Genomic DNA, 14,810 nt, shown 5'->3' with positions numbered 1-14,810 from the left:
GGCTTAAGTCATGAAGGATAAAGATATAGATATTGATATCAGCTCGCTGCCGTCCCCTGCCTATCTGGTAGATGAACGCCTGCTGACGAAGAACCTGGAAACTCTGAACTACGTGCAGGAGCGCAGCGGGGCGAAGATTCTTTTGGCACAAAAAGGCTTCTCCATGCATTCCATGTACCCACTGGTGGGTAAATACCTGCATGGCGTAACTTCCAGCTCCTTGTTCGAAGCCCGCCTGGGCTTCGAGGAAATGGGCAAAGAGGTCCATGTTTATGCACCGGCTTATGTAGACCGCGAGTTCGATGAGCTGCTCGGCTACACCGACCACATTGTGTTCAACTCGTTTGATCAATGGAGCCGGTTCAAGGAACGGGTGCAGAACGCACCGAAGAAGATCAGCTGCGGCATCCGCGTCAATCCGGAGTACTCCGAGATTGAAGTGCCGCTGTATGATCCTTGCTACAACTACTCCCGTATGGGCGTAACCCTGCCGAACTTCCGGCCGGAAGAGCTGGACGGAATCGACGGGCTGCATTTCCATACCATGTGTGAACAGAACTCGGATACCCTGGAGCGTACGCTTAAGGTTGTGGAAGAGAAGTTCGGCCAGTATCTGCACGGCATGAAATGGCTGAACTTCGGCGGCGGGCATCACATTACCCGTCCCGACTATGATCTGGAGACACTGATCAAGTGTATCCTGCATATGAAGGAAACGTATAATGTCGAGATCTATCTGGAGCCGGGCGAAGCAATTGCCCTTAACACCGGTTACCTGGTCGCGACTGTACTCGACACAATGCATAACGGTATGGATATCGCGATTCTCGATACCTCGGCCGAATGCCATATGCCGGATGTGCTGGCGATGCCGTACCGTCCGGGCATCATCGGTGCCGGAATGCCGGGCGAATTCGCCCACACGTACAGACTCGGCGGCATGACTTGCCTGGCAGGGGATGTTATCGGGGATTATTCCTTCCCGGAGCCGCTGAAATACGGTGACAAGCTCATCTTCCTCGACATGGCGCATTATTCCATGGTGAAGAACCATATGTTCAACGGCGTGAACCTGCCGGCCATCGCTTCCTACAATGAGGAAGAAGGCATCAAGGTCATCCGCGAGTTCGAATATAGTGATTTTAGTGGCCGTTTATCTTAAGTAAGTATAGAAGCGCTCCTTCAGCTGCGGCTGATGGGGCGCTTTTTTGCGCGATTTAGGAAACTTCCGGGCTCTTTTGTTCGCTGCTGCTACTTGTAAGGAATAGTTAAATACATTTGTTACATTGTCCTTAGTCTGGATCAGGCGTAGCATTATACGTATAATGGCTTGAACGTGAAGGGAGTGAGCGGCATGAAACGCCGGGTTATACGATTGATTTACTGCTGCAGAGATAGTGAGAGGGATGACAGAGGAAGAAATAAATGACGAACATATAAGGGAGCTGCCGCTAAGCGTGCTTAAATTAGAATATCTACACAATAATGAGGAACTGGCATCGATGCTGCTGGGAAATTGGGAATTCGATCCGGAGTCGCTGCATTTGTTCCAGTATTACAGGATCTCCTCCAACGCGGTGTATCCGTTCGAGAATGCCGGGGAGAACCAACTGCTGCGATTTGCACCAGCGGCTGAGAAGCGGAAGGATAATGTGCGGGCAGAGCTTGAGTTCATTGCTTACTTGCGGGAGTGCGGGTATGGCGTGCTGGAAGCTGTAGCCTCGAACACAGGTGAGAAGCTTGTGGAAGCTGATACCCCATGGGGGGCATACTATGCTTCCGTATTCAAGCGGGTAGGAGGGGTACAGCTGGGCAGCACAGAGTTGAGCGATCATATCCTATACAAATATGGCGAAGCGCTGGGCCAGCTTCATCAACTGTCTAGCGAATATACGCCGGTTGAGGCGGCGAGATGGTCCCATAAGGATGTACTGGAGTGGATGTTGAGCGTGCTGGCTGAGTTTCCCTGGGAAGAGGCAGCCGTGGCCGAGGCAAGGCTGTTAATTGAATATTTTTCCGGGCAGCCGGTCACGACTAAGAATTACGGGCTAACCCATTATGACTTTGAACTCGACAATGTGTTCTATGATGAGGGCACGGATACCATCAGCGCTATCGATTTCGATGACGCGATGTACCACTGGTATGCAGCCGATATCGAGCAGGCGCTGGACAGTCTGCGGGGAGAGGTGGCTCCGGAGACTTATGAGCACCAAAAACAGTGCTTCATGGACGGCTATGCCGGCTGGTATAACCTGCCTCAAGAGGGTCCGTCCATGGCGGCGTGCAGACGGTTTGCTGATTTGTACGGCTATGTGCGGATCTTGAGATCCGCTGCCGAACAAAGCGAGCATGAACCGGAGTGGCTTATCACGCTGCGGAGCCGGCTGGCAGGTGCCTGTGCGGCCAAGGCTTCGCGGTTTAGCGGACCGATCAGGTGAATAATATACCGGATTAGACGTGTTTTATTTCTAAGGTAGAAGAAATTCTGTCCGTATCATTCTTCTAATCAAATTTTAACTGAAGCGAATCACAAATTGGCCTATAGCCTATCTTTTGGTAGATGTTATTAGATATGGGATTTGCTAAGTCCGTATATAAAACGCACTTCGTAAATCCTGTATCCAATGCAAGCTGGCTGATTTGAGCCACAATTGAAGTAGCGTAACCCTTTCCACGCTCATATGGAGGGGTATATACAAATGCCACGCCAATAGCCGTCTGCATTACCCTTGTATATCCTGCCATAGAAACGGGTATCCCGTTGTCCTCTAAAATATAGATTTTTTTCGATGCTATCCGGTAGAGGTAAGGGTCTGCATCTTGCGGGATGGACATTTCTGTTTTGCCATAGCTCCCCGCTGCATAAAATGCTTCAGCCCAGTATGGGAAAAAGTGAATATCCTTTTCATCCAGCAATCGAACGATACCAACCTTTTGAATGTCTGGGTTTACTGCCGTAAGTTCATATATACGCTGGCTCATGGTTGTTTTAAAGGTTATTCCCTTGCGCAAGGTATATTCTTTGGCAAAATACTCTGCCAAGGTTTTTTCGGTTGTCACCCCTGGAATTTCCCGGTCTTTCAACCCATCTATCAGACAGTTTATAGCTTCCGGGTTAATTATGTTGTCTGATGCATAAAGCGTAATATTGTGTGGCGGTGTCATTATGGCGGTAAGTTGTATGCCCTTAGCATCCGAAATCGTTGCCATAAGCCAATTTACAGGGTCACGCCAGTCTGTTTTGTCTTTTCCTTCATGCCCAATTATGATATTGCCAAGAGGAATCAAATTTTGTGCTTCATGACGCATCAGTACATCATAGGTATCATTGTAAAACTCATGCACATCCGTATACAACTTGAATTGCATTGCAATACCACCCTTTCATCTGCTCAATATTTTTCCGGATTTTTCGAACTAACTTAAAACCTTAATTAGAGCGTCTCAACCAATTTCTGAATTTTTGAGCGGGAAATTAAATATACAGGACCCATTATTTCTATATTGCCGTCCTTTACACGTATAGCGCTCTCCTGTTCTGCCGCATAAACATCAATCTCCTCAGACAAGGGGAACAGGTAGCCTTGAACAAAAGTGGCGTAGTTGCGCTGGGAATGAGATTCGTAGGCAAAATGATCAAAGCCAATACCATCATAAATAGTACTTGTTTCAACTTCATCAGTGTTATTCATGCTTAACCATTGTGCAGCCATGTTTAACGCACCGGCGCTGGCACCCATTATAACGGCATTGCTGTTCTTAATAACATCCGATAATTCATATTCCGCCAAAAAATCGTTCTGCAAAACAGGATAACCACCGCATAAAAAAATGACAGAAGCGTTCTGAATGAATCGCCGGGCATCTTCCTTCTGCATGCGGTAATCAATGAAATGATATTCATCAAAAATAAGGTTAGCCTGATAGAGCCATGTCCATTCAGAAATATCATCAAAGTTAATTTGCTCACCTGTATAAACAGACGGATCAGCGCTAATCATAACAAGCGATTGTCTGTCTCCTATATCCTCATGCAAACAATGGACCAGCTTCTCTGGGAAAAAATTATTAAACCAACTGAAATAGTAGTGAGTACTCAAACTTAATTACCTCCATATGTATTATTTACATAAATCCAACTCTAGACTACCATAACATGGAATTGAAGTATTAGGAAAAATTCTGGTATATCCAAGAATAAGCGACTGCATTCAATCACCTATTCCGACCGTTGTTATGAATTATGAGAACACATTTACCCAGCCAGATCCCATTGACTATAGTCTAATCAGACTATACAATACAATTAGTCTAATTAGACTATAATAGTCATGTAATGGAGTGAAGCCTAAATGATAAAGTCATTTTTAATGCTGGGTCAGTCGAATATGGCGGGCCGTGGTTTTTTGCATGAAGTTGATCCTATCTATAATGAAAAAATAAAAATGCTGCGCAATGGACAGTGGCAGATGATGACAGAGCCGATTAATTACGACCGGCCGGTTTCCGGTGTTAGCCTGGCGGCGTCTTTTGCCGATGCCTGGTCGAAAGTAAGTCCCGATGAAGAAATGGGTTTGATTCCTTGTGCGGAAGGCGGCAGTTCCTTGAATGACTGGCATCCGGAAGGCATCCTATTTCAGCATGCGTTATCCGAAGCCCGCTTCGCCCTGCGGTCCAGTCAAATCTGCGGAATCCTGTGGCACCAGGGTGAGAGCGACAGTTACCGTTCGCTGCATGAAACTTATTACGAGAAGTTAACCCTTATCATCGAGACCTTAAGACACGAATTGAATCTTGATGGGGCGCCGTTGATCATAGGCGGACTTGGTGATTTCCTGGGGAAGACCGGTTTTGGACAGCACGCGAAAGAGTACACGCAGGTTAATGAACAATTGCAGCACTTCGCTAACGGACAGCCCAATTGTTATTTTGTAACAGCGGCAAATTTGACCGCGAATCCTGATGGCATTCATATGAACGCGGTTTCGCAACGCATTTTCGGCTACCGCTATTTCGAGGCTTTTTCGAAAAAATGTCATGTTATGGAACCCCTCCCGGGGGAGGAGCAGTCACTGAAAGTAGAGCGCGACTATTCAAAAACTGAGCAGATGTACCTTCATAGTCTGGATTTGGCTTCTGGTAAAATCACATACGCGGAATTCGAGGCGAAGATGGTGAAGGTGATGCAGCCTTGATCCCCTTGCTGATCCTTGGCTTGCTCATCCAAAACCCCGGCGCTCACGGGTACGAACTACTGGCTTTAATGGAAAGACGCCATTACAAATACATTGTAAACTTCACGAAGGGTTCGTTTTATTACAATCTGCAGCAGCTTGAAGAGAAAGGCTGGATTGAACAGATTCTGCAGAATCCTTCAACCAGCGGGCGCGAAAGCCGGAACTTTAACATCACCGGAGCGGGAAGGGCTGAATTCGATAAATTAATGGTCACATACGGCACCAAATCGGAATATGTGAACCTGCAATTTTATGGGGCGCTGCTCTTTGCCGATGAATACGACAAAACCAAATTGCTGGAACTGATTCAATCGCAGATCGATCTGACGATAACCCGAATCTCCCGCCTTGAGGAATACTTGTCTGGCACACAAGAACTTCCCGGCACCATCGATTACTACGGCCGTATGAACGAAAATTCCCGTTCCCATCACTTGGTTAACTTAGCGTGGTTTGAACAATTGAAAGCAGAAATAGGGGGATCTGTTGCAGACAAAAAAGAAAGCTAATCACCTTATGATACATCAAAGCAAACGGGCTATCCTCCAGAAGAACTGAGAGATAGCCCGTTTGCTCTTTTTATCAGGTAAATACCTGTCTATTTCAGACTAATCGCAATTCTGCCCTCCTGCGGCAGCCACTCCACAGTCGCTCCAAGCTGTTCGCTGATGAAGCGCAGCGGCAGATAGACGGCACCATTGACTACAAAAGGCGGATTAAGCAGTGTAATGCTTTTACCATTTACTGTTGTGGCTCCGCTCACGGTATTAATCACAATGGTCAATGGCGATTTGTCTTTCGCGGTGCCGGTAATGGTCGCTATCTTATCCGTAGAATAGCCGACGGTGGCTCCCATCTTGCTGAACAGCGAGCGCAGCGGAATGAAATTCTGCCCGTTCCGGGTAATTACCCCGTTCGTGAAGGCGACAGATTCGCCGTTCAGGGTGACAGAAATCGGTTTTTGCATCGGGACAGGGTTTTTATAGCTGAACTCATAGGTGCCGTACCCGAGCTGAGCATTCTTGTTCACACCCCAGCCCCAGAGGGTGCCGTCTTTCTTTTGCATAATAATATGTCTTCCGCCGCCCTTCATGGACTGAACATCGGAAGTGAGCAGAGTGAACGGAGCGTCCGGGGACATCCGGGTCGTCTCAGTAGAAGCCGCGTATACCTTACCGTCTGAGGTCAGCGCAACAATAGAGTGTTCGACGATGTAAGCATCGGTCACCTTACTGATTCCTGAGAAAAGGACGGGAACGGGTTGATCCGCATAAGTAGTTCCATCGGAGTATCCTGTGACCGTTGAGCCCCAGAACCATAAACGGGATTGCCCGTCAATGGCGAGCCGGGTACGTCCGTTGTTGCGCAGAATACTTACGCTGGATAAGGCGGGCATGCGGGTGGCTGTAAGCTTAGAAGCATCGCCTAGAGTCTCCGGTTGATAAGAATTCTGGATAGGCCAGGTCCAGACGCTGCCGTCCTTGCGGAGCGCGTAATTCTGTTCAAGCTGGGTGATGTCCGTCAGACCAGCTACAGGCGTGAGGGTGGCAAATTCGTCAAAGGTGGTCCATACTGTACCGTCCGTCTTCAAGAACAGGAAACGCCGCCAATAGCTTTGCCCGTTACTCTCGCTGTATCCGGAGACAGCAGCAACTTGATCTATACCGGGGACTGGTGAAAAAGAAGTCGTCTCCGCACCGTCAGGTGTCGTTACAGCAATAAACACCTTGCCTTCACCGGTGATTGCTACACGGCGGTTCTCCAGGCTTAAGAAGTCCGTCATATTCGTTAATTCCGCGATCGGAGTCACTTCTATTTCCATCGTCCGGGCGTTGGTCTCCCAGTTCCAGACAGAGCCGTCCCTGGCCGTAACCAGCGCGCTGTTCCACAGGGGAAAGGAAGCTTGTACATCACTTAACCCGTGAACCTGCGTAGGGACAGATTTGGTGTCGCCCCAGACCCAGAGGGAACCATCATCCTTAATCAGATCATTGGCTCCATAAGAGGCAATCCCGGAAGCACTTGCGGCTGAGCCAGTCTCAGGATTACCAATGCTCAGAATCGCGGTCAGACCCATGATCAAGCTCACAAGCAGATTCCTTTTTTTCATAAAAGCACCCTCTACCCTCAATGTTATTTTTACTGATATAGGTAAATAAATGTATATATTTCCTTACATATAGACGCTGTATCAGGGCGGAAAGTTTCTTTGAAAATTAACCGTTCATAGCCGTCCCTCCTGTGTTACAATGATTTAGTCTGTTTTTTGTGGAATTTGATTTGTGCACTGAAATTTAATAAGCTGTACCCGGCATTGTCCGTATTTGAGGAGGAAATCAGCGTTAATGAAACATGCACCTTTTATAGCCGTGGAGGGTCCAATTGGAGCCGGTAAAACAACCCTCGCCACGATGCTCGCCAGCGAAATGCACCTTCCGGTCATTAAAGAAATCGTGGATGAAAATCCGTTTCTGGACAAGTTCTATCAGAATATGGACGACTGGAGCTTCCAACTGGAGATGTTTTTCCTGTGCAACCGGTTTAAGCAGCTTGAAGACACTACGACCCAGTACATAGATAAAGGTAAGTCGGTCATTTCGGATTATCATATTTATAAGAATCTGATCTTCGGGGAACGGACATTGAAGGGATCGAAACGGGACAAATACCGGGAGATCTATCATATCCTGACTGATGATTTCAGGAAGCCGGATATCATCTTCTACATTCGTGCCGATCTGGACACGCTGCTGGCCCGGATTGCCAAACGCGCCCGTACGTTCGAAGAGATCATTGCGCCTGCTTATCTGCAGCAGTTGATCGAGGATTATGACGATGCGATGGCTTCACTGGCCCGCCGCGAACCCTCTACGGTCATTATTACCATCGATGGCAACAAGGTCGACTTTGTAGAGAACCCGGAAGACTTCGCCGCAATCGCAGAACAATTAAAGGAGCTTATGAAATGAACTCATACAACATCCCGGACAATGCAATTATCACGGTAGCCGGCACGGTGGGCGTCGGCAAATCGACACTGACCGCAGCACTGGCGGAACGCCTGCAGTTCCAGACGTCACTTGAGCAAGTAGATCATAATCCGTATCTGGAGAAGTTCTACCATGACTTTGAGCGGTGGAGCTTCCACCTGCAGATTTATTTCCTCGCGGAACGCTTCAAGGAGCAGAAGAAGATGTTCGAGCTGGGCGGAGGGTTCGTGCAGGACCGTTCGATTTACGAGGACACCGGGATTTTTGCCAAAATGCATGCCGATCAGGGCACGATGTCAAAAACCGACTATGAAACTTACACCAGCCTGTACGAGGCTATGGTGATGACTCCGTATTTCCCGCATCCTGACGTGCTGATCTACATTGAAGGCAGCCTGCCTTCGATTCTGACCCGGATCAATGAGCGCGGGCGCGAGATGGAGATTCAGACCGATGTCTCCTACTGGGAGCATATGCATGGCCGGTATTCCCAGTGGATTAACGAATTCAGCGCCTGCCCGGTGCTGCGACTGAACATTGACGAATATGATGTGAAGGATGCTGCCTCCATGGCGAATATCCTGCATAAGGTAGGCGCGGCAATTGGCCGGGCTCCGGTGGGGAAGTAAGGATTTTATTTTAGAGGAATGGTTTGTGAGATCGATAAGAATAGGGATGTTAAGAAGCGGCACCAGTTCATCTGGGTGCTGCTTTTTTTGTGTTTTTAGACATTTTTTTTGAAGTGAATGCGACTTTTTTCATATTTTCGGGACATTTACCCTATTCAGGACCATTTGAAACGACTTTTGTCGAGAATTGTTAAGAGTTTGTTTAGAGCGGCCTGATAGAATGGATCGCAGATATGATAATTGCAGTAATTAGAATTTAATTGTTTTTGGTCCGCGGGAAGGCAAGCGAAAGGAGAATGCGGGAGCTAAGGGAGCTAATAGAAGCTGCAGCGAATCTTGCTACACGCCGGACAGGAAATGATGAACGAATAAGGGGGAGCATCACATTGTTAATAAGCAGGAGATTGAAGAAATATACCTCGCTAAGTTTGATTCTCAGCATGTTGTTGTCGTTAATACCCGGTTCCTTTAGCGGCTTGGCAGAAGCTGCGGGTGATGATTTTGAGGTAACGTTTAAGAACGGAGCGCATGTGGGGAATCTGAGCTACCCTGCAGAGAACGCCTTTGGTAACTTTTACAACAATATGGAAGCAGGTTTCGCCCAGACTGAGACGGACAAAGATGCCAGAATGGATTGGGCAACCGGTGATATCTATGCCGGTCTCGATGATAATGAAGCAACGGTCACGTTCGAGGTTGACGTAGCCAATAATCCGTTATTGAAGGCCATGGCGGAGAGCGGACAAGCAGAGATGATTACAGGTTTTGCGGTTCTGCGGCGTCACTCCGGGTTCCTGTGGACACGTCATTCGGCAATTACGGTAACCATCGACGGAAGGGATATTATCAAAGAAAGAACCGGCAGTAGTCAGAAATATAACAAAACGGCTACAGCCCGTATTACACCTACCTCCAAAATTAGAGTATGGGTGTATGGTGAAGGCGATGACGACGGTGAAGCAGCGGGTGTACGCGGATTCTACCTCAAGTTCCAGGACCTCAAGCGTCCGGTGATCGACAACTATACCTTCACCGGCAACGGTGCTGAACGGCTGAACGAGAATATTAACCAGCAAGAGCTGTATGTCAAAAGAGATGAGAACATCACGCTCAGCTACAATTTCAGCGAGCCGGTCAGACCGACTTCGGTGGTGAAGGCAAACTCGGATTATTTCCTGCGGCACAAGCTGTTCATAAATGATCCGGACACCGGACTTCCGGCAGCCGGACAACAGCAGTATCTGCAGAATACAAGCTTTAATGAGAACAACCTGGATTCATACCAGAAGAAAATATCCTATAGATATACGGGAGTTCCTTTTCATAACAGCAGCAATCTTCCCCTGAGACCGCTAATTACCGGGGGAACCACCGGCGGAGCACCGATGGATCTGTCGCTGGATAATAAATTGAAAGAAGCCGTGCTCAGTGATGCGGCAGGGAATAAAGCAGTTGTCAATCTCAACACTGTACCGAGCAGCGGCAGCAATGCCTGGCTGAATAATAAAAGCGGGAACCCGTTTGATTTCGATCGGGGCGGCTTCCGCGTCATCGTGGATGCGGTGCGTCCGAAGTATTCCAAGACTGCTAACGGCATTCAACCGGAGATTCTGACCGGTGTGACGCTGAATAAGGGAGATGTTATTGACTTCACCCTGCAGATGACGGAAGAGGCAATTGCCAAAACCGGCTGGGATGAGAAGAAAACCTTTATTCTTTTCAATAACGGAATGAAAGCCTATTATGTTGCAGGCAAGAATACAAGAAATTGGACCTTCCGCATGACAGTACCAGGCGGACTAACCGTGGAAACACCGTTGCTCAAGGCCGTTGCCGTATCTAATGATGCCAAGGGCGGCAGCTTGCCTATTAATATGGATACGGATGTTATCCAGGATTACGCAGGCAACCTGATGATTCAGCCCGCTAACTTTGATGGGATACATGAAGAGAAAATTGATCCTTACGGCAGCGACTTCTCGCTCGCCAACTCTAAGATTGACTGGGCGAACCTGTTCATCGACAATACGAAGCCGGTTATCGGGTACCGGTTCGAGGCAGGCGGTGCGAGTGATACGGCCTATTCAAAAAAAGGTAAGGTAACGATCGATGCCAATGATCCTTCGATTAAAGTACCCCACTTTGATCCGACTGAAGCAGACCGTGGTGCAGAGCGGCCGAGCCGCGGAATCTACCGGCCTTCCAATATGAGTGCGGAAGCATCGCCTTCCGTTGGACTTGTCTACTACTGGTGGAGTCAGGATAAAGCGGATCCGTTTGCTTCTGTATCCGGAGACAATAACGCGGCACTCAAACGTTACGCGCTCTCCGCCAAACAACCGTCGGAAGAGCTGTATCCTGGAGAATTCCAGAATGTACAGCTGTCTGTAGTGAATAACAAGACCAACCTGCTCTCTCCTCCGCCTGAAGCGTTCGAGGAAGGAAACAGCGGGGAATGGTACCTGCATACCTGGACAGCGGATATGACCTGGGATTCGGCCAGAGAACTGATGCAATACGAGAAGAAAAAAGCTTATGTGGCGAGCCATCAGGCGCAGTATGATGCTTGGATTGCAGAAGCACCGGGTTCGAAGGCAGATAAAATCTTCTATGCTGACAACCAGGCACTGGCCGCTGTTGGACAATACGGCGACCTGAGCGTCTGGAAGGTTGACGATTTCAAACAGGATGATTCCAACTGGACGCATGAAGTAGGGATCCTGAAGCTGGACAACCAGGGACCTGCCATTACAATGGCCGCCGAGGACACCACCACTGTACAAGCTCTTGTGAAGGACCCGCATAGCGGCGTCAAGAGCGTGCAGTATCAATGGGTGAAGGACGGGGATTCACCGCAGGACATCAAATGGGCAGCTACTCCCTACTCCGGTACAACGGTAACCCGGTCTACCTATGAGGATATTGATGAGGATGGCGCTTACTGGCTCTATTTGAAGGCACTCGATAATGCGGGCAACGAAACGGTCAAGACACCGCAGGAAAAGGCGGTTGTTGTGAGTTCAGAGGCTACGATTCCGACGCAGTTCACACCGGAAGCGAATCCTGAGTATGTTCAAAGTCATGATGTCATGTTCCAGATCAGCGGAGTGACACCGGATTATGTGGGCTATGCCATCAGCAGCAGCTCCATTCATCCTGACTCCGACAATGAATATACAGGCCTTGAAGCAACTAAGGATCTGATACAACCTCTGTCCGTGGACAATTCCTTTGACAGCAGGGAAGAGACTACCCAGCCTGAGGCTCCAGTAGAGCCGAATGCTCAGGCAGAACCGGAAGTTACGGCAAACATCGGACCGGTGGCAATCCTTAAGCTCTTGTCCGCAGGACCGGTTCAGTCTGAACTGACCCCACTGGCGGCTGAAGAGACTCCGGCACCAGGTGCTGAGCCGGAAGCTACACCTGCTGCTTCAGCAGGTGCCATTGAACCGGCAGGAGAAGCCGCAGCGGAGCCGGCAGAAGATAACACGGATTCCAAGCTGGCAGCGATGGGACTTCATGCTTCTGTAAGTGAAGCCACCTATAGCTATGTCATTCCTGCTAAATCTGAATTGAACGGAACGCAATACATTCATCTTATGGTGAAGCACAGCGACAGAACGTATTACTATTCGAAAGCTTATTATTTTGACAATGAAGCACCGGTGGTTACCTTAAGCCCTAACGCTATTGCTTATCCGCTTCCGGAACAGAAGACGCGGGTAAACGTGTCAGAATTCTATAGCAAAACAGGACTTGTCAGCAAATATCAATGGGTAAAACAAGATGCAGATGCAATAGTGCCTACAGAGTCCTCTGCAGACTGGCTGAACGTCCCAGCAGGCGGATCGGTATCTATTGACGACAAAACGTTGAAGGCAGGAGAACTTGCTGATTACAAAATCTATGTACTCGCGGTTGACGGGGCAGGCAACAGCTCTGTGACGGCAAGCACGGGGACCTTCAAAGTTTCAGCCTCTTCAAAATCGGATACGCCGCCGGCTGAAGCAGACTCTTCTCTCATCTATCTGTCCGGTGATGCGAAGGATGGCTACACAGCGATTGTGAAGCTGAGCCTCGAGACAGAGGACAAAGCGGGTTATGAATATTCGGTATCACCTGATAACGGTGCAAGCTGGATCAACTGGAAGCCTTATACCAACTTCGTAGCCGTGAAGGTTCCGACTGGTGATCCGACAGAGCTGCAGGTATGGGTCAAGTACAGAACACCGGGCGGGTTGATCAGTGAAGCGGCCAAGCTTGATATCGAAGGCGCTTCTACAACCGAACAGCCAGTCTATGCGCTTGCAACGCTCAGCGTGAACAGTCCGGTAAATGCCACGGTTGGTGCAGATATTGAGATCACGCTTCCGCCGGGTATCCGTGTGATGCCTTCGAAGATTAATCCATCGGCGCCTGTGCGGACCGGGAATGCATTCAAGATCTATGAGAATGGCTACTACAGCTTCGATCTGACCGATCTCGGTGATCCGGACCGTACAGATACATTGTATCTGGTCGTGAAGAATATTGATGGAACCAAACCGGAAGGAACGGTTGAATACTCGAACATGGTAAGTACGAATGGCAATGTGGTCGCCTATCTTCAGAGCACCTCTGAGCCGGTAACGATTACGAACAATGGCGGCAAAAATGCCTACACCTTCAAGGAAAATGGCACCTTCGTCTTTGAGATTAAGGACGCGGCCGGGAATACAAATACCGTCGAAGCCACGGTAAAGAACATTAACAAAGAAGCTCCGAAGGTGAAAGTGGTCCGTTCCTACCAATATGGCCTGAACGGCAGCAGCACCTTCAATACCGTGAAGGATAATAACGGCAATGTACTATTCTCCACCGGCACTACAGTAACGGTTGAGAAGGCAGATGCCTCGGCTAAAGCTATTAACATTATCAGTCAGGCCAAGAGCATTACACTGACTGAGAATGGAACAGCCTCCTTCACAGTTGTAGATGAGTACGGCAATACGACAGTCATTAAAGAGAAGGTTACGAATATTCTCTCCGCACCGCCTGAAGCTGAGAAGATTGCCTACACCTTTGTAGATGCGGAAGGCAAAGCTGTTCCAGCCGATCAGATTGTTACGATCGGCGGACAGAAATATGCCAAGGGTAAAGTGAAGGTTACGATTAGCGGCAGCGTCACAGCACCGAATAAAATGTTCTTCGGAGTAAGACCTATTGAGGGCGGAGCAGCTTATTCGAATCAGATCAGTAAAGCTGATGGAACGTTCAGCTACTCACGTACCTTCGAGAGCAGCGGGTCAGCGGTAGTCGCCATCTCGGATCTTCTGGGCAATGTGAACAAGGTTCCGGTTACGATAGCGGGTCTTGATAACACACCGCCTGAGCTGACACTGAATAACGAAACAGCAGGTATTGTCCAGAACAAGAAAGACTTTAACTTCCGCGCAGATCTCGGCGGCTTCACAGTTTCCGATAATGTATCGGAAGCAGCAGGCGTGAAGGTGTCAATCAGTGGGCTGGATCTCAGCAAGCTTGGACGCCAGCGTGTAGCATATACGGCGGTTGACCAGGTAGGGAATGAGACGGTTGTGTATCAGGATGTGGTGGTCGTGAAGGATGGCGGACTGCTGATCTTCGGTAACGATACCTTAATCTCGGCATCCTCCGGAGAGTCTGCACTGTTCAATACCAATACACTTACCTTTAAGGTATCAGGCTACAACCTTATGAAGGTAGCCGGAGTAGACAAGGTCAATCAGGCAGGAACATTTGATATTCTGTATTACCCTGGTTTGTACCGCGAAGGACAGCTGAAGCTGGTGAAGCAGAAGCTGACTTATGATGAACTCGTGAGCAGTCAATTTAAAGTCACCTTCCCGAAAACAGGCTGGTACACGATTGTCGTGAGAACACAGGAGCGGGACCGCGAGTTTGCCACCTTCTTTATTGGCAACATGAAATAA

Annotated in this window: 10 protein-coding genes; 7 read left to right on the top strand and 3 right to left on the bottom strand. The window is 48.7% G+C overall.

Annotated elements, in window-relative coordinates; genetic code table 11:
* Nucleotides 1–25: 25 nt before the first annotated feature.
* Entirely contained in the window at nucleotides 26–1,162 is a 1,137-nt protein-coding gene (gene nspC / locus MKZ24_RS26735) for a carboxynorspermidine decarboxylase (protein ID WP_156123465.1), read from the top strand.
* Nucleotides 1,163–1,457: 295 nt separating this feature from the next.
* Nucleotides 1,458–2,441: a phosphotransferase enzyme family protein gene (locus tag MKZ24_RS26730; protein ID WP_340788494.1), complete on the top strand. Its 984-nt coding sequence runs from the start codon at nucleotides 1,458–1,460 to the stop codon at nucleotides 2,439–2,441.
* Nucleotides 2,442–2,505: 64 nt separating this feature from the next.
* Here the strand turns inward: MKZ24_RS26730 and MKZ24_RS26725 are convergent, their stop codons facing one another.
* Nucleotides 2,506–3,372: a GNAT family N-acetyltransferase gene (locus tag MKZ24_RS26725; RefSeq protein WP_042234852.1), complete on the bottom strand. Its 867-nt coding sequence runs from the start codon at nucleotides 3,370–3,372 to the stop codon at nucleotides 2,506–2,508.
* A 65-nt stretch (nucleotides 3,373–3,437) separates the two neighbouring features.
* On the bottom strand, nucleotides 3,438–4,103 hold the full coding sequence (locus tag MKZ24_RS26720) for a Type 1 glutamine amidotransferase-like domain-containing protein (protein ID WP_340788489.1): 666 nt from the start codon (nucleotides 4,101–4,103) through the stop codon (nucleotides 3,438–3,440).
* A 252-nt stretch (nucleotides 4,104–4,355) separates the two neighbouring features.
* Here MKZ24_RS26720 and MKZ24_RS26715 point away from each other — a divergent pair, with 252 nt between their 5' ends.
* Both MKZ24_RS26715 and MKZ24_RS26710 read left to right on the top strand, forming a co-directional pair.
* Nucleotides 4,356–5,198, top strand: coding sequence for a sialate O-acetylesterase (locus MKZ24_RS26715; protein ID WP_340788486.1), 843 nt, complete (start codon nucleotides 4,356–4,358; stop codon nucleotides 5,196–5,198).
* Complete coding sequence (locus MKZ24_RS26710) at nucleotides 5,195–5,749, top strand: PadR family transcriptional regulator (RefSeq protein ID WP_340788484.1); 555 nt, start codon at nucleotides 5,195–5,197, stop codon at nucleotides 5,747–5,749. The genes MKZ24_RS26715 and MKZ24_RS26710 overlap by 4 nt, the downstream gene beginning before the upstream one ends.
* A gap of 89 nt (nucleotides 5,750–5,838) precedes the next feature.
* On the opposite strand, the gene MKZ24_RS26705 is transcribed toward MKZ24_RS26710, so the two are convergent.
* Nucleotides 5,839–7,350 (bottom strand): stalk domain-containing protein, encoded by a 1,512-nt coding sequence (locus MKZ24_RS26705; RefSeq protein WP_340788481.1) that lies wholly within the window; start codon nucleotides 7,348–7,350, stop codon nucleotides 5,839–5,841.
* 235 nt (nucleotides 7,351–7,585) lie between these two features.
* Here MKZ24_RS26705 and MKZ24_RS26700 point away from each other — a divergent pair, with 235 nt between their 5' ends.
* The 3 genes from MKZ24_RS26700 to MKZ24_RS26690 all read left to right on the top strand — a co-directional run bounded on the left by MKZ24_RS26700 (nucleotide 7,586) and on the right by MKZ24_RS26690 (nucleotide 14,810).
* Nucleotides 7,586–8,209: a deoxynucleoside kinase gene (locus MKZ24_RS26700; protein ID WP_340788478.1), complete on the top strand. Its 624-nt coding sequence runs from the start codon at nucleotides 7,586–7,588 to the stop codon at nucleotides 8,207–8,209.
* Entirely contained in the window at nucleotides 8,206–8,859 is a 654-nt protein-coding gene (locus tag MKZ24_RS26695; RefSeq protein ID WP_039303943.1) for a deoxynucleoside kinase, read from the top strand. The genes MKZ24_RS26700 and MKZ24_RS26695 overlap by 4 nt, the downstream gene beginning before the upstream one ends.
* A gap of 386 nt (nucleotides 8,860–9,245) precedes the next feature.
* Nucleotides 9,246–14,810, top strand: a complete 5,565-nt coding sequence (locus MKZ24_RS26690; RefSeq protein ID WP_197073070.1) for a hypothetical protein — start codon at nucleotides 9,246–9,248, stop codon at nucleotides 14,808–14,810.

It is taken from the genome of Paenibacillus sp. FSL R7-0297, from assembly GCF_038009025.1.
Lineage (GTDB): Bacteria > Bacillota > Bacilli > Paenibacillales > Paenibacillaceae > Paenibacillus_AQ.
This window is presented reverse-complemented; position numbering and strand designations above follow the sequence as displayed.